The organism is Streptomyces sp. RFCAC02, assembly GCF_004193175.1.
Lineage (GTDB): Bacteria > Actinomycetota > Actinomycetes > Streptomycetales > Streptomycetaceae > Streptomyces.
Genome location: NZ_SAUH01000001.1, coordinates 6019044 through 6040222, shown reverse-complemented (window position 1 = coordinate 6040222; position 21179 = coordinate 6019044). Strand labels below are relative to the sequence as shown.

The following is a 21179-nucleotide window of genomic DNA, read 5'->3' as shown; positions in this document are numbered from 1 at the left end:
GGTCGGTCGCGCGGTGCGGGCGGAGCTCACGCGGATGCACCCGGGGGAAGCGGGCCGGGTTCGACACCGACGCGTTCGGGTCCCGCGAGATCGGCCGGGGCGAGGGTGTCGCGCCGCAACAGTGCCCGCGCATCCGCCTCCGTGGACGGTGAGGTGCCCGGCAGGGTGGCGCACACCGCGGTGAGCGGGAGGGCGTACGGCGTGCCCGCCGTGACGAGGGCGAGCCGCAGCAGTTCGATCGCCCCGCGGTGTTCGGTGAGGAGGGCGGCCCCGTCGTCCGGGCGCAGGGCGGCGTATTCGAGGACGGCCGGGAGGTGGTCCGGCAGTTCGCCGGAGTCGCCGGGGTGGAGTCCGTGGGCGCGGTAGCGCTCCTTCAGCGCGGCCAGCGACAGGCCGCGGCGGCGGGTGTCGCCGTCGCTCCACCAGGTGAGGTGCAGGGCGCGCCGGGCGCGGAGGTCGAAGACCTCGACGTGGTGCTGCTGCGCGCGCAGCGGGTCCTCCTCCGCCAGGTACCGCGCGAACTCGGTGACCTCGGCCGCGCCCGGGGCTTCCGGGATCTCGGCGAGCGCCGCCCGTACCAGCGGGACGCGTGCCAGGACGGCGCTGTCCGGGTACTCCAGGCAGAGTCCGGCGGCCCGCCGCACCACCCGGTGGGCGCGGGTGCCGGTGGCCGGAGCGCGGCGGTCGCGGCGGGTGAGGGCACCGGGCAGGCGGCTCATCGGGGCGGCTCCGTCTCCCCGGCCGTCCGCTCCGGTTCCGCGTCCCGGCCGTCCGGCCGGTGCCGGGCGGGGAAGAGGCCGTGCGGTCGTCCGTTGCCGTCCCAGTTGAGGAGGTTGAGGCGGCCGCGGCCCGAGACGTCGGCCGGCCTGTCGTCGGCGGCGCGCGACCGCAGGGCGTGGAAGTCCTCCACGGCGGCGGGCGCCGGCCGCCCGGACGCCTCGCCGAACGGGCCGGACCCGCGGCCCCCGCCCATGCCGGGGCCGCCCGCGACGTCCAGACTGCACCCGGAGAGCGACTCCTCCAGCGCCCGAGCGTCCCCGGCGGCGGCGGTCGGGATGACGTAGCGCTCCTCGTACCGCGCGAGGGCGAGCAGCCGGTACATGTCGTCCATCTGCGCCACCGACATGCCGACGGACGCGGCGATGCCCGGGTCGGGGTCGTCACCGAGGTTCAGGCGCCTGCGGTGCGCCCGCATGGCCGCGAGCCGCCGCAGCGCGTCGCGCACCGGTGCCGGATCGCCCGCGGTGAACAGCTCCGCCAGGTACGCGACGGGGATGCGCAGGGCGTCGATGGCGCCGAACAGGTTGCCGGGGTCCTCCCCGTCGTGTCCGGTGCGGGCGAGCGCCTCGACCACCGGGGAGAGGGGCGGCACGTACCAGACCATCGGCATCGTCCGGTACTCCGGATGCAGCGGCAGGGCGACGCGGTGGGTGACGATGAGGTCGCGGACCGGGGAGCGGCGCGCGGCGTCGAGCCAGGAGTGCGGGATGCCGGCCGCCTCGGCAGCGGCGGCGACGTCCGGGTCGTGCGGGTCGAGGAACAGGTCGCGCTGCGCGGCGTACAGGTCCTGCTCCCGCGGGGTGGCCGCCGCCTCGCGCACGCGGTCGGCGTCGTACAGCAGCACGCCGAGGTTGCGCAGGCGGCCCACGCACGTCTCGGAGCAGACGGTGGGCAGGCCGACCTCGATGCGCGGGTAGCAGAAGGTGCACTTCTCGGCCTTGCCGGTGCGGTGGTTGAAGTACACCTTCTTGTACGGGCAGCCGGTGACGCACATGCGCCAGCCCCGGCAGCGGTCCTGGTCGACCAGGACGATGCCGTCCTCCTCGCGCTTGTACAGCGCGCCCGACGGGCAGGCCGCCACGCACGACGGGTTGAGGCAGTGCTCACAGATCCGCGGCAGGTAGAACATGAACGCCTGCTCGAACTCCAGGCGGACCTCGTCGGAGACCCGGGAGAGGACCACGTCGTCGGTGCCGTGGGCGGGCATGCCGCCGAGGTTGTCGTCCCAGTTGGCGGACCAGCCGATGGTGTCCATCCGCTCCCCCGAGATGAGGGAGCGCGGTGGGGCCGTCGGGAAGTCGTCGCCCGCCGGGGCCTCGGTCAGCGTGCGGTAGTCGTACGTCCAGGGCTCGTAGTAGTCGCGGATGCCCGGCATGACGGGGTTGGCGAACAGGGAGGCCATGCGGCGCAGCCGGCCGCCGGAGCGGGGACGGAGCCGGCCGCGCCGGGTCAGCTCCCAGCCGCCGCGCCACCGGTCCTGGTCCTCGTAGCGCCGGGGGTAGCCCTGGCCCGGGCGTGTCTCGACGTTGTTGAACCAGACGTACTCGACGCCCGCGCGGTTGGTCCACGTCTGCTTGCAGGTGACGGAGCAGGTGTGGCAGCCGATGCACTTGTCCAGGTTCATCACCATGGCGATCTGGGCCATGACACGCATCAGTAGCGCACCTCCTGGGAGCGGCGGCGGATGACGGTGACCTCGTCGCGCTGGTTGCCCGTGGGCCCCAGGTAGTTGAAGGCGAACGTCAACTGGGCGTAGCCGCCGATGAGATGGGTGGGTTTGAGGAGCAGCCTGGTCAGGGAGTTGTGGGTGCCGCCGCGTCGGCCGCCGGTCTCGGCGCGGGGGACGGCGATGGTGCGGTCCTGGGCGTGGTGCATGTAGACGGTGCCGGTCGGCATCCGGTGGGAGACGACGGCGCGGGCGACGACGACGCCGTTGCGGTTGACGGCCTCGATCCAGTCGTTGTCGGCGACGCCGATGGCCCGGGCGTCGGCCGGGCTGATCCAGATGGTCTGGCCGCCGCGGGACAGGGCCAGCATGAGCAGGTTGTCCTGGTACTCGCTGTGGATGGACCACTTGTTGTGCGGCGTGAGGTAGCGGACCGTCACCTCGCGGGTGCCCGTGGGGCCGAGGGCGGGTTCGCCGAAGAGACGGTGCATGTCGAGGGGCGGGCGGTAGACCGGGAGCTCCTCGCCGAGTTCGCGGATCCACGCGTGGTCGAGGTAGAGGTGCTGGCGGCCGGTGAGGGTGTGCCACGGCTTGGCGTGCTCGACGTTCAGGGTGAACGGGCTGTAGCGGCGGTCCTCGGCCTCGATGCCCGACCACTCGGGCGCGGCCAGGACCTGCTGGGGCCTGGCCCGGGTGTCGTCGAACAGGATGCGGCGGCCCGCCTCGCCCGTCGCGGGCATCGCCCGGCCCGTGCGGTGCGCCAGCGACCGGTAGCCCTGCTCGGCGAGCCGGCCGTTCGTCGAGGCGGACAGGGCGAGGACGGCCTCGCAGGCGCGGGGTGCCGTGTCGATGAGCGGACGGCCGTCCGCCGGGCCGCCGGTGGCGGTGCCGTTGCGCCGTGCCAGATCGGCGACCTCCTCCCGTACGTCGTAGGTGACGCCCTTGACGGGGATGCCGAGCCGGTCGGCGAGCGGGCCGAGGGTCCGCATGCGGGCGGCGACGGCGCCGAAGTCGCGCTCGACGACGGTGAGGGCCGGCATGGTGTCACCGGGCACGGGGCGTTCGCCGCCGGTGCGCCAGTCCCGGTCCGTGCCGGCCGGATCGGCCGTCTCGCCGGGTGTGTCGTGCTGGTGGGGGGTGGCCACCACGTCGTGCCGTACGCCCAGGTGGCGGGCGGCGAGCGCGGAGAACGTGCCGGCCAGGGCGTGGAAGGCGTCGAAGTCGGTGCGCGCCTGCCAGGGCGGGTCGATCGCCGGGTTGAAGGCGTGCACGAAGGGGTGCATGTCGGTCGTGGACAGGTCGTGCTTCTCGTACCAGGTGGCGGCGGGCAGCACGATGTCGGACAGCAGGGCCGTCGAGGTCATGCGGAAGTCCATGGCGACCAGGAGGTCGAGCTTGCCCTCGGGCGCGGTGTCCCGCCAGGCGACATCGCGCGGGCGGGCGCCGGGCGGCGCCTCGCCGGCCCGCACGGTGGCGTCGGTGCCGAGCAGGTGGCGCTGGAAGTACTCGGCGCCCTTGGCGGACGAGCCGAGGAGGTTGGAGCGCCACACGATGAGGACCCGGGGCCAGTTGCGGGGATCGTCGGGGTCCTCGCAGGCGAACCGCAGGCGTCCCGCGGCGAGTTCGGCCGCGACGTGCTCCGCCGGGTCGAGGCCGCGCTCCCGTGCCTCGTCCGCGAGGTCGAGGGGATTGCGGTCGAACGCGGGGTGGGACGGCATCCAGCCGAGCCGCGCCGACCTGGCCAGGAGGTCCACGGCCGACATGCCCGCGAACCGGCCGTCGCCCAGCGGGGAGGCGAGAACGTCCGCGCGGAAGGGGTCGTAGCGCCACTGATCGGTGTGCAGGTAGAAGAAGCCCGTACCGATCATCTGTCGGGGCGGGCGCTGCCAGTCGAGCGCCCCCGACAGCGCGGTCCAGCCGGTCAGCGGGCGGCACTTCTCCTGGCCCACGTAGTGCGCCCAGCCGCCTCCGTTGCGGCCCTGGCAGCCGGTGATCAGCAGCAGGGTCAGCATGGACCGGTAGATGGTCTCGGCGTGGAACCAGTGGTTGGCCCCCGCGCCCATGATGATCATGCAGCGGCCGCGCGTGCGCTCGGCCGTCCGGGCGAACTCCCGGGCGACGCGGACGGCCGCCGCGGCGGGGACGGAGGTGATGCCCTCCTGCCAGGCGGGCGTGCCCGGGGCGTCCGCGTCGTCGTAGCCGGCGGGCCAGTCGCCCGGCAGTCCGGGCCGCGTCACGCCGTAGCGGGCGAGGAGGAGGTCGAAGACGGTCGTCACGAGCGGGCCGTCCGGCGCCAGCCGCCGGGCGGGCACGCCGCGCCGCAGCAGGGCGCCCGAGCCGTCGGGGGTGTCGAAGCGCGGCAGCAGGACGCCCACGCCGCCGGCCGCCGGGTCGTCGATGAGGGTGAGCCGCGGCACGAGGTCCCCGAGGTCGAGGTTCCACCGGCCCGCCGTCCCCGACCAGCGGTCGGCGACGGTGCCGTTCGGCACGACGGGGCGGCCGGTCGCGTCGTCCAGCACGACGGTGCGCCAGGCCGCGTCCGCCGCATCCGCGTGCTCGCCGGCGAGCTCCCCGGGAAGTTCGGAGACCCGCAGGAACCGGCCGGGGACGGTGGCGCCGTCGCGTTCCTCCAGGGTGACGAGGAACGGAAGGTCGGTGAAGCGCCGCACGTAGTCGTCGAAGTACGGCACGCGCCGCTCGACGAAGCACTCGCGCAGGACGACGTGCCCCATGGCCAGTGCGAGGGCCGCGTCGGTGCCCGGATGGGGGTGCAGCCACAGGTCGGCGAACTTGGCGCTGTCGGCGAAGTCCGGGGCGATGACGACGACCTTCTGCCCGTTGTAGCGGGCCTCCGCCATCCAGTGGGCGTCGGGTGTGCGGGTGACCGGGACGTTGGAGCCCCACATGAGCAGGTAGGCGGCGTCCCACCAGTCGCCGGACTCGGGGACGTCCGTCTGGTCGCCGAACACCTGCGGCGAGGCCACGGGCAGGTCGGCGTACCAGTCGTAGAACGACAGCATCTGGCCGCCGGTCAGCGACAGGTACCGCGCCCCCGCCGCGTGGGAGACGATCGACATGGCGGGGATGGGTGAGAAGCCCGCGACGCGGTCGGGGCCCCATCGCGCGATGGTGTGGACCTGCGCGGCGGCGATCATCTCCAGCGCCTCGTCCCAGGTGGTGCGGACGAGCCCCCCTCTGCCGCGCGCCCGCTGGTAGCGGCGGCGGCGCTCCGGGTCACCCGTCACCTCGGCCCAGGCGGCCACGGGGTCGCCGAGGCGGTCCCGCGCCTCGCGGTACATCTCGGCGAGGACGCCGCGGACGTACGGGTGGCGCACGCGGGTCGGCGAGTAGGTGTACCAGGAGAACGCGGCTCCCCTCGGGCAGCCGCGCGGCTCGTACTCGGGCCGGTCGGGGCCGGCGCTCGGGTAGTCGGTCTCCTGCGTCTCCCAGGTGATGACGCCGTCGCGGACGTACACCTTCCAGGAGCAGGAACCCGTGCAGTTGACGCCGTGGGTCGAGCGGACGATGCGGTCGTGCGCCCAGCGGTCGCGGTAGTAGACGTCGCCCTCGCGGCCCCCGCGGTAGTGGACGGCGCCGAGGTCGTCGTCGAACGTGCCGCGGCGGAAGAACCGTCCCACCCTCAGCAGGGCGTCGGCGGCCCCGCCGCCGTCCGGGCCGCGGACCTCCTCGTCGGCGGTGCGCTCGGGCATGGCCACCCTCCCGGACGGTCTCCTCCGGCTCCCGGCCGCAGGTGCCGGGACGGTCACGACGGCCATCCTTACCGCCGGTCGCGCCCGGGGGCGCGAAGGCCACGCCGGTGGGGCCGCGCGCCCCCCGCACGGGCGGAACCGCGACACCCCGATAGTCTATTTGGACTGATAGAGTTCGACCATGCCACGACGCGCACTCGACAACCCCATCGCACTGGCCGTCCTCGGCCTGCTGCTCGAGAACGAAGCGCATCCGTACGGGATGCTGTCCGCGCTCCACGAACGCAGCGACCACCACGCCGCCGGCATCACCCGCGGCACGCTGTACAACACGGTCGCCGCGCTCGTGGACGCCGGCTGGGTGACCCCGCGCGGTCAGCACCGCACCGGCAACCGCCCCGAACGGACCGTCTACGCCCTCACGCCGGCCGGCCACGCGGAGCTGGTACGGCGGCTGGACGCCCAGATCCGCGATCCCGCGCGCGAGTTCTCACGGTTCCTCGGCGCCGTCAGTCACCTCGGCGCCCTCGGCCCCGCGGGCGCGGCCGAGGCGCTGGGCGAACGTGTGCGGCGGCTGCGGGAGCGCACGGCGGCGGACGAACGGCGGCTCGCCGGCGCACTGGCGGCCGGGGTGCCGAGGCTGCACGTGATCGAAGCCGAGTACGCGCTGTCGCTCGCGCGCGCGGAGGCGGCGTGGATCGACGCGGTGATCGACGACATCCGCGCCGGAGCACTGGAGTGGCCCGCCGCCATGGCGGTGCCGCCCACCGGCGCGCCGACACAGGAGGAGACGGACGCATGACGGTGACAGCGAGCGGAAAGCTGCTGTTCGGGGTGTATCCGGGGGGCGTGGCCGGGGACGACGCGGGCGGACTGGCCAGCGGCCCGCCCGACGACCCCGACCGGATCACGGCGGCGCTCGACCGGCTCCAGGGCACGCCCGGCCGCCCGTTCCTGGTGCGTGCCTACACCGGGTTCGACGGGACGACCCGCCTCGGCGGGCCGCACCGCACCGCCGCTCCGGCCGACGCCGCGCGGTACGCCGTGCGGGGCCGCCGTCTGGACCTGGTGGCCCAGTACCGGTCACCGAGCGGGGACGTGGACGGGTATTGCGCGTTCCTGCGCGAGCTGATCGACCAGTACGGCGACGTGACCGACATGCTGCAGGTGACGGAGGAACCGAACGACACCTCGAACCCGATACTGGACGGCTGCTACCCGCGGGTGCGCGAGGCCATCGTCCGCGGCGTGACGACCGCGAAGGCGTACGCGCGGGAACGCGGGCACACCCACCTGTGCGTGGGGTTCAACACCACGCCGCTCTTCGGCCCGGGCGCGGCCTTCATCGCGGACCTGGCGGAGGAGGGCGGCCCCGGCTTCGTCGCGGCGCTGGACTACGTGGGCCTCGACTTCTTCCCGGACGTGTTCCGGCCGATCGCGGCGGCCGAGCTCCCGTCGGGCGTCGCGGGCCTGCTGCGGCACCACAGGGAGGCCGTGATGGAGCCGGCCGGCATGGGCCTGCTGCCCCTGCACATCACCGAACACGGCTGGCCGACCGGGCCGGAACGCCCGCCGCGGCGACAGGCGGAGGTCGTGGAGACGGTGATCGGGACGATCGCGGAACACGCGGCGGAACTCGGGCTCAGCGGCTACACGCACTTCTCGCTCCGCGACGCGGACAGCGGGAGGGACGGCCTCTTCCACCGGTTCGGGCTGATGACGGACGACTACACGCCCAAACCGGCCTTCGAGACCATGCGCCGCCTCATCGACCGGTGGGGCATACGGCCCGCCGGGTGACGAGCTCCCCTCCGGAAGACCGGTGCCGCGCCGCCCGGGCCTGCGGCGCGGCACCGTCCGGACGGCTCAGCGCGCCGGGGCGTGTTCGAGCACGACCGTCCGCATGCCGCCCTCGCCCGGCGTCTCCCGGGTCACCCGCAGTCCCGCGGCCCGGCACTGGTCCAGGACCCAGGCGTGCGACAGCCGCAGCTTCCGGTAACTCCCCGCGTGCATGGTCCAGTCGCCACCGGCCCCCGCGCGCGTGTGGATCACGTCGTGCACGACCACGGTGTAGTCGTTGTAGTCGTCCGGGTATTCGAGGAAGCACGTCATGATGCGGTCCTCGTCCGACCGCACCGGCAGGAACCGGTCGGTACCGGTCAGGGCGGCACTCAGGTCGCGGTACGACAGGACGGCCGTACCACCGGGGAGGAGGACGGCGGCGATGTCGTGGAGCAGCGCCGCCACGTCGCCCCGGGTCGGCAGGTGCGTGAGCGTGTCCCCCAGGCAGACGACGACGCTCGCGGAGCCGGCGGGCAGCAGGTCCCGGACGGCGGTGCGCAGGTCCGCGTGCACGGGCCGCACCGCCGGCTCGTGCGAGGCGTGCACGGCCAGCTCGTCCAGGAGCTGACGGCTCAGGTCGACGGCCAGGACCTGGCCGAAGCCGAGCGCGGCCAGCGCCAGACTGGTGTGCCCCGGGCCGCAGCCGAGATCGACCGCCAGCTCGTCCTCCTCCCCCGCCGTGATCCCGGAGTCCGCGAGGACGAGCCGCTGCGCCGCCGCGAGGGCGGGGAGATCACCGCCCAGCATCCAGGTGTAGTGCTCGGCGAGGAGCCGGTCGTAGTGCTCACCCACGGTCGTCATGAGGCGGCGATCCCCTTGTTTCCGGAATCCGGCAGGACGGCGGTGAATCTAGAACAGCGGACGGCCCGTTGGCGCCCCCGCCGCACGGCGTTCGGAACGGTCCGGAGAATGACGGCCATGGACGACATTGATTCGGCGATCCTGGGCCATCTTCAGCGCGACGCACGGCTCACCAACCGTGAACTCGCCCACCTGGTCGGCGTCGCGCCCTCGACCTGCCTGGAGCGGGTCCGCCGGCTGCGCTCGCGGGGTGTCATCACCGGGTACCACGCGGCCGTCGAACCGCGCGCCCTCGGACGCTCGTTGCAGGCGCTCGTCTTCGCCCGGCTGCGCCCGCTGAGCCGTGAGGTGATCACGGGCTTCCGCGCGTATCTGTCCCAGCTGCCGGAGGTGGTCTCGATCCTCGTGGTGTCGGGCGACGAGGATTTCGTGGTCCAGGTCGCCGTGCCCGACATCGAGCAGTTGCACGCCTTCCTGATGGACCGGTTCAGCGCCCGGCGGGAAGTCGTGAGTTTCCGCAGCTCGGTGATCTACCAGCAGACCACGACGCGCGTTCTCACACCGATCGACCCGGCCACCGGCAGGCTCGTCGATCCCGGCACGCGGTAGCCCGGACCGCATGCGCCGTGACGAGGTGGCCAACTCGTGGAGGCGTGAGCCATCGTGAACCCCATCCGCGGCACAGTCAACCCTCCCCTCGTCATTTTTTGTCGTTTGTTGATTGGACAGCGCGGGGTAACCGTTTGAATTCGGGGAAGTCCGAGGTGCTCATGCCTTGACACCGCGCGGAACCCGCGGAGATCCTGCCAGGCATCCAGGAAGGGACACACGGACCACCGATTCACCGCCGCACCGGATGAATCGATTCACTCCCGGCCGCCCACGATACGAAGGAGTACGGATGGGCATATCAGGCGCCCGGCCCCGGCCGACGGGACCGCTCCCCGGCCGGTGGTGCTCCCGGTGAGCGCGCTCGGCGAGTTCCGCTCGCTCCGCCGCACGCGCGGCCGGCGCGGCGAGGGCAGGGACCCGGAGCAGAATCGCGACAACAAGGCGGCCGCCGTCTTCCTCGCCCCCTGGGTGCTGGGGCTGCTCGGCATCACGATCGGGCCGATGATCGCGTCCCTGTACCTCGCGTTCACCGACTACAACCTGCTCCAGGACCCCCACTTCACCGGCCTGGACAACATCCGGCGGATGCTGACCGACGACCGGCTCGCGCAGGCGCTCAAGGTCACGTTCACCTACGTGATCGTGGCGGTGCCGCTCCAGCTCGCCGTCGCCCTCGGGCTCGCCCTGCTGCTGGACCGCGGCGTCCGCGGGCTGTCCCTCTACCGCTCCATCCTCTACCTGCCCTCGCTCCTCGGCGCGAGCGTCGCCATCGCCGTGCTGTGGCGCCTCGTCTTCGGCACCGACGGACTCGTCAACGCGTTCCTCGCGATCTTCGGCATCGAGGGACCCGGCTGGGTGTCCGACCCCGACACGGCGCTCGGGACCCTGATCATCCTGCACGTGTGGACCTTCGGCGCGCCGATGGTCATCTTCCTCGCCGGGCTCCGCCAGATACCCCGCGAGCTGTACGAGGCGGCCTCGACGGACGGCGCGTCACGGCGCCGGCAGCTCTTCTCGATCACGCTGCCCCTGCTGAGCCCGATCATCTTCTTCAACCTGGTCCTCGGGCTGATCGGTTCGTTCCAGTCGTTCACCCAGGCGTACATCGTCTCGAACGGCACGGGCGGGCCGAGCGACTCCACGCTGTTCTTCTCGCTGTACCTCTACCAGGAGGGCTTCACCAGTTTCCGGATGGGCTACGCCTCGGCCCTGGCCTGGCTCCTGCTGGTCATCATCGGAGCCTTCACGGCGCTGAACTTCTGGGCCTCCAAGTATTGGGTCTTCTACAATGACTGACGCCCTCACCGCCACCCCGCCGCGCGAATCCGCCCCCGCACGCGCCCGCTCCCGTGCCGTCCGGCGCCGCACCGCGTCCGTGCTCAAGCACATCTGCCTGATCATCATCGCGCTGATCATGCTGTACCCGCTGCTGTGGATGGTGACGAGTTCACTGCGGCCGAACGACGACATCTTCACCAGCTCCGGGCTCTTCGTCGACACGTTCGACCTCGACCACTACCCCACCGGATGGGACGCGCTCAGCTACCCGTTCAGCACCTACCTGCTGAACTCGGCGATCGTCGTGCTCGGTTCGGTGATCGGCAATCTGATCTCGTGCTCGATGGCGGCGTACGCGTTCGCGCGGCTCCGGTTCCGCATGAAGCGGCTGGCGTTCATGGCGATGCTCGTCACGATCATGCTGCCGATCCACGTGCTGATCATCCCGCAGTACGTCGTGTACGCCCAGCTCGACTGGATCAACACGTACCTGCCGCTCATCGTGCCGAAGTTCCTCGCGACGGACGCGTTCTTCATCTTCCTGATGGTCCAGTTCATCCGCGGCATCCCGAGGGAACTGGACGAGGCGGCGCGCATCGACGGCGCCGGCCACGCGCGGATCTACGGCCAGATCATGCTGCCGCTGATGGTGCCGGCGCTGGCCACCACCACGATCTTCACGTTCATCTGGACGTGGAACGACTTCTTCACGCAGCTCATCTTCGTGACCAAGCCCGACCTCTACACCGTGCCCGTGGCGCTCAGGTCGTTCATCGACGCGCAGTCGACATCGGACTTCGGCGCCATGTTCGCGATGAGCGTCGTCTCGCTGGTCCCGGTGTTCCTGGTGTTCCTGTTCGGGCAGCGGTTCCTCCTGCGCGGCATCGCCACCACCGGCGGCAAGTAACCACCGAGCGACCGGCCGCGGGAAGGGCCAGAGAGGAAAGAACATGTCCGACGTTCAGCCACCGCGCCGGGCGCGGCGCCGGGGAACGCGCGCGGGCGTCGCCGCGGCCGCGGGACTGCTGCTCGCCGCCTGCGGCGTGGGGGCGGACCCCGTCGTCAACCCCGAGCTGTCCGACGACGACGTGACCATCACGATGAACTGGTGGGGCGCCGACGCGCGGACGCAGCAGACCCTCGCCGCGATCGAGCTGTTCGAGCAGGAGCACCCCACCATCCACGTGGAGCCGACGTACTCCGACTGGACCGGCTACTGGGACCGGATGGCGACCACGACGGCGGCCGGCGACATGCCCGACGTCAGCCAGTTCGACCAGTTGTACCTCGCGTCGTACGCCGAACGCGGCGCTCTGCTCGACCTCTCGACCGTCACCAACATCCTCGACACCTCGGCGCTCGGCGCGAACGTCCTCGACTCGGGGCGCGTCGGCGACGACCTGTACGCCGTCCCGACGGGCGCCACGTCCAACGGCATCATCATCAACACCTCCCTGTTCGAGCAGTACGGCGTCGAGCTCCCCGACACGGAGACCTGGACGTGGGACGACTTCGAGCGGACCTCGGTCGAGCTGACGGAGGCGTCGGGCGGCGAGGTGCACGGCGTGAGCCCGTTCGGCTACGACTCGTTCAGCCTCACGGTGTGGGCGCGGCAGCACGGCGGCTCGGTGTTCGACGCGGACGGCGACCTGACCCTGACCCCGGAGCTGCTCGCCTCCTACTGGCAGCGCGAGCTGGACTTCGTGGAGAGCGAAGCCGCGCCGTCGGTCGCGCACCTGAGCGAGGTCAGCGGGCTGCCGCTGGACCAGACCGACCTCGTGACGGGGAAGACGGCCATGGCGTTCATACCCGCCGGGCAGTTCACCGCCTACCAGTCGGCGGCGCCCGACTTCGACTACGACCTGGCGCCCTGGCCGGCCGACAGCGACGCCCCGGAGGGCTTCCAGTACCTCAAACCCTCGATGTACTGGGCCGCGGCGTCGACCTCGGAGCATCCCGCGGAGGCCGCGCTACTGATCGACTTCCTGACGAACGACACCCGTGTCGCACCGCTCTTCGGCCTGGACCGGGGCGAGCCGGGCAACCCGGCGTTCCGCGCGGCGCTCGAAGGGCAGCTCGACGAGAGCGGCGAGGAGTCCCTCGCGTTCACGGAGGCGATGAGTGACGAGGTCGGTGACACGCCCCCCATCACGCCGAACGGGGCCAGCGACATCGAGATCCTTCTCACGCGCTACAACCAGCAGGTGCTGTTCGGGGAGTCGTCGCCGCGCGAGGCGGCGGACGCGTTCCTCGGCGAGCTGGGGGACTCGATCACGGCCGCCGGCTGACCGCCGCGCGGAGCCCCCCCGTTCCGTCTTCCCGTCGGTCCGGAGGGCGGGAGGCGGCTGCGGCGCGACGCGTAGAGTCGTGCCACCTCCCTGCCGGACCGATGAGGGGACACTGTGGCCAGCGACGGGATCACGACCGTGACCGGGGACGACCGTACGATCGCCCTCACCTTCGACGACGGACCGAACCCGCGGGACACCCCGGACCTGCTGCGGGTGCTGCGGGAACACGGCGCGCGGGCGGTGTTCTGCCTGTGGGGCGACCATGTGCGGACGCACCCGGAGATCGTGCGGGAGATCGTGCGCGAGGGCCACCAGCTCGGGAACCACTCCATGCACCACGACGACATGTCGGCGTGGAGTCCCGAGCGGGTGCGGGCGGATCTGCTGGAGGCGGACGCGGCGATCCGCGAGGCGGCGCCCGGGGCCGGCGTGCCGTGGTTCCGCGCGCCGTTCGGTCACTGGGGGCGCAGCGCGGAGGTCGCCGCCGGCCTCGGCATGCGCCCGCTCGGGTGGCGTCTCGCCATCGGCGACTGGGACCCGCCGGGCACCGGGGAGCTGGTGCGGCGCCTCGAGGAGGGGCTCACCCCGGGCGCGGTCGTCGTGCTGCACGACGGCGGCGGCGACCGGAGCCAGACCGTGGCGGCCGTGGACCGGATCATCCCCGCCTTCGCCGCCCGGGGCTGGCGGTTCGACGTGCCGGCGCCGGACGGGGCCGTCGCCGGCGCCGAGCACCCGGCCTGACACCGGTTCACGCGCCCGGGCGGTGCGCCGCCGGGGAGCGGAGCTGCCGGCGGACGGGCAGCAGGGTCGCCGCCACCGTCAGGACGAGGGCGGCCAGGACGGCGGCGCCCACCGTGGCGCCGGGGACGACCAGGGCCGTCGTGCCGAACACCCGCTGCTGGGCGACCTGGAGCGCGGCGAGGTTCACTGCCGTCGCGGCCAGCGCCAGGACGCAGCCGACAGCCGTCACCAGCACCGCCTCGGCGGCCAGGAAGCGGAAGGCCTGGCGCGGGGTGGCGCCGGACAGCCGCAGGAGGGCGAGATCCCCGCGTCTCCCCGCGGTCGCCATGAGGAGGGTGTTGACGATCGCCACGCAGCAGAAGAGCGCGATGAGCGCCGCCGTCGAACGCTGCCGCACGTCGGTGAGGTGACGCGCGTACGCACCGTCCGACGCGGCGAGTCCGCCGCTCGTCAGCAACCGGGCACCGGTGTCGCCGAGCACGCCGCGGACGGCCGCCGCGGCGTGCGCCGTGTCCGTGCCCGGGGCGAAGGAGACGTAGGCGCGCCGGACGAGGCCGTCGCGCGCGTACCGCGCGGTGCCGGCGAAGCGCGGGGGGAGGTAGGCCACGTCCTCCCCGCGGAGGGCGCGGTAGGTTGCGGCGATCCGCAGGGGCACGACCTGCCCGTCCCCCATGCGCACCTCGACGGTCGTCCCCGCGGTGAGGCGCCAGGAGGCGGGGACGACCATGCTGTCGTCGCCCGGGCCTTCGGGCCCTTCGAGGGTCCCGGCGACGATGTCCAGGCCCATGGTGCGGCGCAGGCCGGCGGGGTCGACGACGAGGGCGTCGTTCTCCTCGCGGCGTCCCTCGTCGTCGGTCCAGATGGTGGTCGGCAGCGGCGCGGTGACCTCGACCCCGTCGACGGCGGCCACGCGTTCGACCACCTCGGGGCTGATGCCGGGTGTGCCGTCCGGCGCGAGGGCGTACGGCGCGGTCACCCGGCCCTGCAGGGCCGCCTCCCTGGCGGCCGTGAGCGAGTCGGTGCCGGCGACGAGCGAGAACGTGAGCCCGATCGTGAGCAGCACCGGTGCCGCGGTGGAGGCGACACGCCTGCGGTCGGTGAGGGCCGCCGCCGCGGCCAGCATGACGGTGGGCGAGCGCAGCCCGCGCAGGGGCCGGGTGAGGAGCCGGGCGAGAGGCGCGACGGCGAGGGGGGCGAGGAGCGCGGCCGCCAGTACGGGGACGGTGAGGGAGAGGACGTACTCGGTGGGCGACAGGATGGCGGCGGGTTCGACGACGGCCGTCCGTACCGTCCAGCCGATCGCGCACACGGCGGCCGCGATGCCGGCGATCCACCGGCTCCGGGGGAGGCTGTCGTCGACGGCGGCCTCGCGCAGGGCCTCGGCGGGGCGGACCCGGCCGGCCCGCCGCGCGGCGGCGACGGCGCCGGCGAGGGACACGGCCACGCCGGTGAGGCAGGCACCGGCGAGCGGTGCGCAGACCGTCCAGTGCCATGAGGGTCGGACGGTGAGCCAGTCCGGCGAGACGCCGAGGCCGGTGAGCAGGGCGGCGACGGCCCGGGCGCCGGGGACGCCGAGGGCCGCGCCCGTGGCCGAGGCGAGTGCCCCGACGAGCAGCGCCTCGCCGTGGACCAGCCGCCGCACCTGTCGCGGTGTCGCGCCGACCGCGCGCAGCAGGGCGATCTCCCGGCGGCGCTGCGCGACGGCGAACGCGAAGGTCGACGCCACGACGAAGACGACCGTGACGCCGACGACCGCCGCCATGACCGGGACGAGGGTGACCGTGTTGTCGAGCGCCTCCCGGTCGCCGGCGGCGCTGCCGTCGGCGCGGTGCCGGTCCTGGCCGGTGAGCACGGCGGCCCCGCCGGCGACCGCGTCGCGCACCCGGTCCCGGGGGCCGGCGGCGACGAGGCCGTCCACGCGCGGGGACAGGCGTGCGGCCTCGTCGCCGGTGAAGAAGACGGCGTCCTCGTACGGCACGGCGCCGACCGTGCCGCTGACGGTGTAGTCGGTGATCCCCGCCGCGGTCATGACGGTCACCCGGTCGCCGGTGCGTGCCTGTCCCTCGGGAACCACGATCTCGCCGTCGCGCGCGGGCGGGCCGCCGTCGGTCAGCTCGTAGCCGCCGTACCGGGCGACCGGCCAGGGGTGGCCGACCTGGTCCTGCGAGCCGCCCCGGAGCTGGGCGTAGAAGGTGCGGTCCACCGTGGTGGGGCCGGTCGCGGCGACATCCCGCAGGAGGTCGCCGGACAGTCCGGTGGCCGCCGGCCAGGAGCGGACGCCGAGGTCGTGGTGCGCCGGGTTCCAGCCGGGTTCGGACGGCAGGACGACGGCGGGGGCTCCGGCGAAGCGCTCGGGCGGCCGGTCGGGCTGGTGGAACGTCGCGGCCAGCAGGAGCCCCATGGCGGCGAGCTGGGCGACACCGAGCACCAGGGCGACCGCGGTGCCGAGGAACGCGGCCCACCGGTTGCGCAGCGTCTGCAGGGCGATCCCGATCACCGGGCCGCCGCCGAACCGGTCATGCGGGCGGCGATGTCACCGGCGGTGGGGGCGGCCAGCTCGCCGGCCGGGCGGCCGTCCGCGAGGAACACGACCCGGTCCGCGTACGCCGCGACGTTCGGATCGTGCGTCACCATCACGACGGTGGGCGGCGGGCCGCCGTCCGCGCCGTCGGCAAGGGCGCGCAGCATCGTCATGACCTCGCGGCCGGTCTCCAGGTCGAGGGAGCCGGTGGGTTCGTCGGCGAAGAGCACGGCGGGCCGGGTGACCAGGGCGCGGGCGATCGCCACGCGCTGCTGCTGGCCGCCGGACAGCCGGCCGGGCAGGGTGTCCGCGCGGTCCGCGAGACCGACGTGCCCGAGCGCCGTCAGGATCCCGTCCCGGTCGGGGACACGCCCGGCGAGGCGCAGCGGGAGGGCGACGTTCTGGGCGGCGGTGAGCGAGGGCAGCAGATTGAACGACTGGAAGACGAACCCGATGGTGGCCCTGCGCAGCTCGGTGAGCGCGCTCTCGCTCAGCCCGGTGGTGTCGGTCCCGGCCAGTACGACGCGGCCGGACGTGGGACGGTCCAGGGTCGCGGCGCACTGGAGGAGCGTCGACTTGCCCGAGCCGGAGGGTCCCATCACAGCGGTGAACGTACCCGTCCGGAAGGCCAGGTCGACACCGCGCAGGGCGGTGACCGCGCCGCCGCGCACGGCGTAGGTCCTGGTGAGCGCTTCGATGCGTACGGCGTCGCGTACCGCGTCCATGGGTCCCCCGGGGCAGAGGTCGAGAATCGTGGGAGTCCGGCCCGTGCGGAGCCGTCGCCGACGGCCCCCGGGGCGGACACCGGGTACGCTACACCACATGTAAACACTGTCCACATATGCAGGAGCGGCGATGACGTCCCGTCCGCGGACCCCCAGGCGGACCACCTACCGGCACGGCGACCTGCGGAACGCCCTGATCGAGGCCGGTCTCGAACTCGCACGCGCGGACGGCCCCGAGGCCGTCGTGCTGCGGGAGGCGACGCGGCGGGCGGGTGTGTCACCGAACGCGGCCTACCGCCATTTCGCCGACCGGAGCGCGCTGCTGCGGGAGGTGGCCCAAAGATCGCTGGCCGAGCTCGCCACCGCACTGGAGCACCGGGCAGCCGATGAGCGGCGCGACGCCGGCGAGCCTCCGGCCGATGCCGCGCGCGCCCGGCTCCGGGCGCTGTGCCACGGGTACATCGGCTTCGCGCGGACCGAGCCGGGGCTGTTCCGCACCGCGTTCGCCACCAGCCGGATGCCCGAGGAACACCACGCCCCGGCCGCCGGTGAGAGCGGAAACACCGCGCTCGAACATCTCACGGCCGTGCTGGACGACCTCGCGGCGGCCGGCACCCTGCCCGCCGAACGCCGCCCCGGCGCCGAGTACTTCGTCTGGTCCGCCGTGCACGGTCTCGCCTCCCTCCTCATCGACGGACCGCTTCGGGGCCTCCCCGCCGGCCGGGACGAGGAGGTGGCACAGCGCCTCGTCGCCGCGATCGAGCGCGGCCTGTGACGAGGCCGGCCCGCCGCCGTACTGCGCCTTTCGGTGGACGGCGGGGCCTCGGGTGGCCGTATCGGGGCGCGGCCGGGCGGCCACCGGGCGGCGGGGCGGGTTACACAGGGCCGCGGGGGGCCGCACCACTCTTGAGGAGCCACCTGTGACGGACGTGTCGAAGCAGGGTCCGCGCCCCGGCGACGACCGGCCGGTCCTGACCAACCGGCAGGGCCATCCGGTCTACGACAACCAGAACCAGCGCACCGTCGGCGCCCGCGGGCCCGCCACGCTGGAGAACTACCAGTTCCTGGAGAAGATCAGCCACTTCGACCGCGAGCGCATCCCCGAGCGCGTCGTCCACGCGCGCGGCGCGACCGCGTACGGGTACTTCGAGGCGTACGGCGCCTGGGGCGACGAGCCGATCGCCCGGTACACACGGGCCAAGCTCTTCCAGGAGCGCGGCAGGCGCACCGACGTCGCCGTCAGGTTCTCGACCGTCATCGGAGGGCGGGACTCCTCGGAGGCCGCGCGCGACCCGCGCGGCTTCGCGGTGAAGTTCTACACCGAGGACGGCAACTGGGACATGGTCGGCAACAACCTCGCCGTCTTCTTCATCCGGGACGCCATCAAGTTCCCCGACGTCATCCACGCCCTGAAGCCCGACCCCGTCTCGCACGAGCAGAAGCCGGCGCGCATCTTCGACTTCATGTCGCAGACGCCGGAGTGCATGCACATGCTCGTCAACCTGTTCAGCCCGCGCGGCATCCCGTCCGACTACCGCCACATGCAGGGCTTCGGTGTCAACACCTACAAGTGGGTGAACCAGGAGGGCCGCACCGTCCTCGTGAAGTACCACTGGATGCCCAAGCAGGGTGTGCGGTCGATGACCGAGGAGGACGCGGCGAACGTCCAGGCGGGTGAGCTGGGCCACGCCACGAAGGACCTCTACGAGGCCATCCGGCGCGGCGACCACCCCGAGTGGGAACTGCTGGTCCAGATGATGGACGACCACGACCACCCGGAGCTCGACTTCGACCCGCTGGACGACACCAAGGTGTGGCCCGAGCAGGAGTTCCCGCCGCACCCGGTGGGCCGCATGGTGCTGAACCGGAACGTCGCCGACTACTTCGCGGAGAACGAGCAGATCGCTTTCGGCACCGGCGTGCTGGTGGACGGCCTCGACTTCTCCGACGACAAGATGCTCGTCGGGCGCACGTTCTCCTACAGCGACACGCAGCGCTACCGTGTCGGCCCGAACTACCTGCAGCTCCCCGTGAACTCCGCCAAGAACGCCCCCGTGCGCACCAACCAGCGCGACGGGCAGATGACCTACGGCGTGGACGAGTCGGGCAGCAACCCGGAGGTCAACTACGAGCCCTCCATCACGGGCGGGCTGCGCGAGGCCCAGTATCCGACCGAGGACGACGAAGGTCCGGAGATCCGCGGCCGCGTCACCCGCAAGCGCATCCCGCGCACGAATGACTACCTCCAGGCCGGGCAGCGCTACCAACTGCTGGAGAAGTGGGAACAGGACGACCTGGTCACCAACTTCGTCACCCTCATCTCCCAGTGCGACCGCGCCGTCCAGGAACGCATGGTGTGGCACTTCCTGCTCGTGGACAACGATCTCGGTCTGCGCGTGGGCGAGGGGCTCGGCATCGGCCCCGACGACGTGGCGGGTCTCGAACCGCTCGCGTCCCAGACCCTCACGGACGAGGACCGCCGCCGCCTCGCGAATCTCGGCCGCAACGAACCGCGCGACGTCACCGGCCTGACGATGACGCACTGCGTACCGAACGAACGCCACGTCGTCCCCCGCCCCGGCGCCCAGGGCTGACGCGGGGCGGGGGCCGGGCGCGGATCGCGCCGTGTCCGAGTCGGCGCACCGTGCCCCCGATGACCGGCTGTGCCGCCCGCTGCGACAGCGGGCGGCACAGCCGGGAGAGGGCAGGGCCGGCGTCAGACTCCTATGTTCGCCTGCGGTCCCGCGTAGGTCCTGAGCAGGCCGGGCACCTCACTCGCGGGGTCGAGAGTGTAGGAGTAGTAGTCGGACGGCCGGAACGTGGTCCCGTTCGTCGTCTGCTTGCCCGTGCAGTTCACGAGGATGCTGCCGCTCTGGGTGAGCGACGCCGCGGACGTGTCGGGGTAGTAGGGATTGTTCACGTTCTCGAAGTAGCTGTTCTCGATCACGGTTCTGGACGCACCGCGCGAGAGATTGCCGTAGGAGTCGATGTCCTCCAGGTAGTTGTTGTAGAGGTGCGCCAGGGCGACGTTGTCGATGCTGGGGTTGCGCTGGTTCGTGTCGCGTATCCAGTTGTGGTGGATGGTCATCCGCGCGGTGACGTTGTCGGTCCAGCCGATACCGAACGTCTTGTTGTTCTCACCGAGGATGTTCCACGACACCGTGAGATAGGTCGTGTCCTTCCGGCTGTCGATGAGCCCGTCGTTCATCCGCTCGATGGTGTTGTGGTCGATCCAGATGTGATCGGCCGTGTCCATCTGGATGCCGTCGTAGTCGTATTCCTTGTCGTCGGGGTCGTCGTCGGCCATCCGGGTGTCACGGATGGTGAGATTGCGGATGATCACGTTGTGCACGCCGGAGCCCAGGAAGAAGCCGCCGGCCACGATCTCGCCCGCGGTGCCGACGCCCACGATCGTCTTGTCCGAGGTGACGGGGATCTCGCGCCCATAGGGGCTGACCGTGATCGCCGCGGCGACCCTGATCACGTAGGGGCCGCTCGCGGTGGCGTACCGGACGAGGTCCTGGTAGGTGGTGACGGTCACCGTCGTACCGCCGGCGCCACCCGTCGTGCCGCCGCCGGTCGAGGCGAAACCGTCGGGTGTACCGGGCCAGGTCCGCGTGCCGTTGTCGCCGGTGGTCTCGAAGCGCCACTGCTTGTGCGCGCTGGCCGAACACGAGTCCTGGACGACAGCGGCACCACTCCCCGTCGAAGCACCCTGCACCGCCAGACACAGACCACTGCTCACATTCACCAGCCGATACCGGCCCGACCCCACCGACACCAGACGAAACTCCTGCCACGGCGAGTCATCCGTACACCCCCACTGCTGCAACAACTCGCCACTCGAATCCGACGCCCCCGGCACATCCACACACTTGCCACTGTGCGAAGCCACCAACCGATACACACCACCGGCCGACGGAACATCCACCGCGACACCCGTTGCCGCGGAGGCCGGGGAGCCGATGCCGGTGAGCGTGGCTGCCGCGACGAACAGCGCGACACACGCGGCGCCCAGGCGGGCCGCCCGTCCGCGTACCTCGCGGAGGATACGAACAGCCACCTTTAATGTCAGGTGCATGTCAATGAATCCTTTCAATTTCACGCCGTTCCCGTCCATGAGGGACTTCAACAGCGGCACCGACTCCGCATGGGAGCGCTTCCACTCGGTGTGCGGGGGAACGTACTCAAGCGTCGTCTCCCCGTCAAGAA

16 protein-coding genes are annotated in these 21179 nt (G+C 72.5%); 9 read left to right on the top strand and 7 right to left on the bottom strand.

Annotation, left to right across the window (positions count from 1 at the left end; genetic code table 11):
- Positions 1-26: 26 nt before the first annotated feature.
- From narJ to EMA09_RS27690, 3 genes are read right to left on the bottom strand one after another with little or no spacing between them, the layout of a single operon-like run.
- Positions 27-719, bottom strand: a complete 693-nt coding sequence (gene narJ / locus EMA09_RS27700) for a nitrate reductase molybdenum cofactor assembly chaperone (RefSeq protein ID WP_129843692.1) — start codon at positions 717-719, stop codon at positions 27-29.
- Positions 716-2434, bottom strand: coding sequence for a nitrate reductase subunit beta (narH, locus tag EMA09_RS27695; protein ID WP_129843691.1), 1719 nt, complete (start codon positions 2432-2434; stop codon positions 716-718). The genes narJ and narH overlap by 4 nt, the downstream gene beginning before the upstream one ends.
- Positions 2434-6156, bottom strand: coding sequence for a nitrate reductase subunit alpha (locus EMA09_RS27690; protein ID WP_129843690.1), 3723 nt, complete (start codon positions 6154-6156; stop codon positions 2434-2436). Before EMA09_RS27690 ends, narH begins: the two co-directional genes overlap by 1 nt.
- Before the next feature lie 181 nt (positions 6157-6337).
- Between EMA09_RS27690 and EMA09_RS27685 the strand changes: the two genes are divergently transcribed.
- Entirely contained in the window at positions 6338-6958 is a 621-nt protein-coding gene (locus EMA09_RS27685; RefSeq protein ID WP_129843689.1) for a PadR family transcriptional regulator, read from the top strand.
- A complete protein-coding gene (locus EMA09_RS27680; protein WP_129843688.1) occupies positions 6955-7956 on the top strand; it encodes a hypothetical protein in 1002 nt (333 codons plus the stop codon). The genes EMA09_RS27685 and EMA09_RS27680 overlap by 4 nt, the downstream gene beginning before the upstream one ends.
- Before the next feature lie 66 nt (positions 7957-8022).
- Here the strand turns inward: EMA09_RS27680 and EMA09_RS27675 are convergent, their stop codons facing one another.
- The gene (locus tag EMA09_RS27675) at positions 8023-8799 is read right to left on the bottom strand and encodes a class I SAM-dependent methyltransferase (RefSeq protein WP_129843687.1); all 777 of its coding nucleotides are present in this window, start codon (positions 8797-8799) and stop codon (positions 8023-8025) included.
- A gap of 117 nt (positions 8800-8916) precedes the next feature.
- On the opposite strand from EMA09_RS27675, the gene EMA09_RS27670 reads away from it, so the two are divergent.
- The 5 genes from EMA09_RS27670 (at position 8917) to EMA09_RS27650 (ending at position 13721) form a co-directional block, all read left to right on the top strand.
- Positions 8917-9408, top strand: coding sequence for an Lrp/AsnC family transcriptional regulator (locus EMA09_RS27670; protein ID WP_168220822.1), 492 nt, complete (start codon positions 8917-8919; stop codon positions 9406-9408).
- A gap of 354 nt (positions 9409-9762) precedes the next feature.
- On the top strand, positions 9763-10707 hold the full coding sequence (locus EMA09_RS27665) for a sugar ABC transporter permease (protein WP_129843685.1): 945 nt from the start codon (positions 9763-9765) through the stop codon (positions 10705-10707).
- Positions 10700-11596 carry a carbohydrate ABC transporter permease gene (locus EMA09_RS27660; protein WP_129843684.1) on the top strand — a complete coding sequence of 299 codons (897 nt, stop codon included), beginning with the start codon at positions 10700-10702 and terminating at the stop codon, positions 11594-11596. Before EMA09_RS27665 ends, EMA09_RS27660 begins: the two co-directional genes overlap by 8 nt.
- A gap of 43 nt (positions 11597-11639) precedes the next feature.
- Positions 11640-12977, top strand: a complete 1338-nt coding sequence (locus tag EMA09_RS27655; protein ID WP_129843683.1) for a sugar ABC transporter substrate-binding protein — start codon at positions 11640-11642, stop codon at positions 12975-12977.
- Positions 12978-13091: 114 nt separating this feature from the next.
- Positions 13092-13721 (top strand): polysaccharide deacetylase family protein, encoded by a 630-nt coding sequence (locus EMA09_RS27650; protein ID WP_129843682.1) that lies wholly within the window; start codon positions 13092-13094, stop codon positions 13719-13721.
- Between the two features lie 7 nt (positions 13722-13728).
- Here EMA09_RS27650 and EMA09_RS27645 read toward each other — a convergent pair whose 3' ends face one another.
- Positions 13729-16218 (bottom strand): FtsX-like permease family protein, encoded by a 2490-nt coding sequence (locus tag EMA09_RS27645; RefSeq protein ID WP_129843681.1) that lies wholly within the window; start codon positions 16216-16218, stop codon positions 13729-13731.
- The gene (locus tag EMA09_RS27640) at positions 16215-16967 is read right to left on the bottom strand and encodes an ABC transporter ATP-binding protein (RefSeq protein ID WP_129843680.1); all 753 of its coding nucleotides are present in this window, start codon (positions 16965-16967) and stop codon (positions 16215-16217) included. Before EMA09_RS27640 ends, EMA09_RS27645 begins: the two co-directional genes overlap by 4 nt.
- 130 nt (positions 16968-17097) lie before the next feature.
- On the opposite strand from EMA09_RS27640, the gene EMA09_RS27635 reads away from it, so the two are divergent.
- Together EMA09_RS27635 and EMA09_RS27630 are read left to right on the top strand one after the other, a co-directional pair.
- Positions 17098-17742, top strand: coding sequence for a TetR/AcrR family transcriptional regulator (locus EMA09_RS27635; RefSeq protein WP_129843679.1), 645 nt, complete (start codon positions 17098-17100; stop codon positions 17740-17742).
- 145 nt (positions 17743-17887) lie between these two features.
- Positions 17888-19561, top strand: coding sequence for a catalase (locus tag EMA09_RS27630; protein WP_129843678.1), 1674 nt, complete (start codon positions 17888-17890; stop codon positions 19559-19561).
- Positions 19562-19683: 122 nt separating this feature from the next.
- On the opposite strand, the gene EMA09_RS27625 is transcribed toward EMA09_RS27630, so the two are convergent.
- Positions 19684-21048, bottom strand: coding sequence for an RICIN domain-containing protein (locus EMA09_RS27625; protein ID WP_129844346.1), 1365 nt, complete (start codon positions 21046-21048; stop codon positions 19684-19686).
- Positions 21049-21179: the final 131 nt, after the last annotated feature.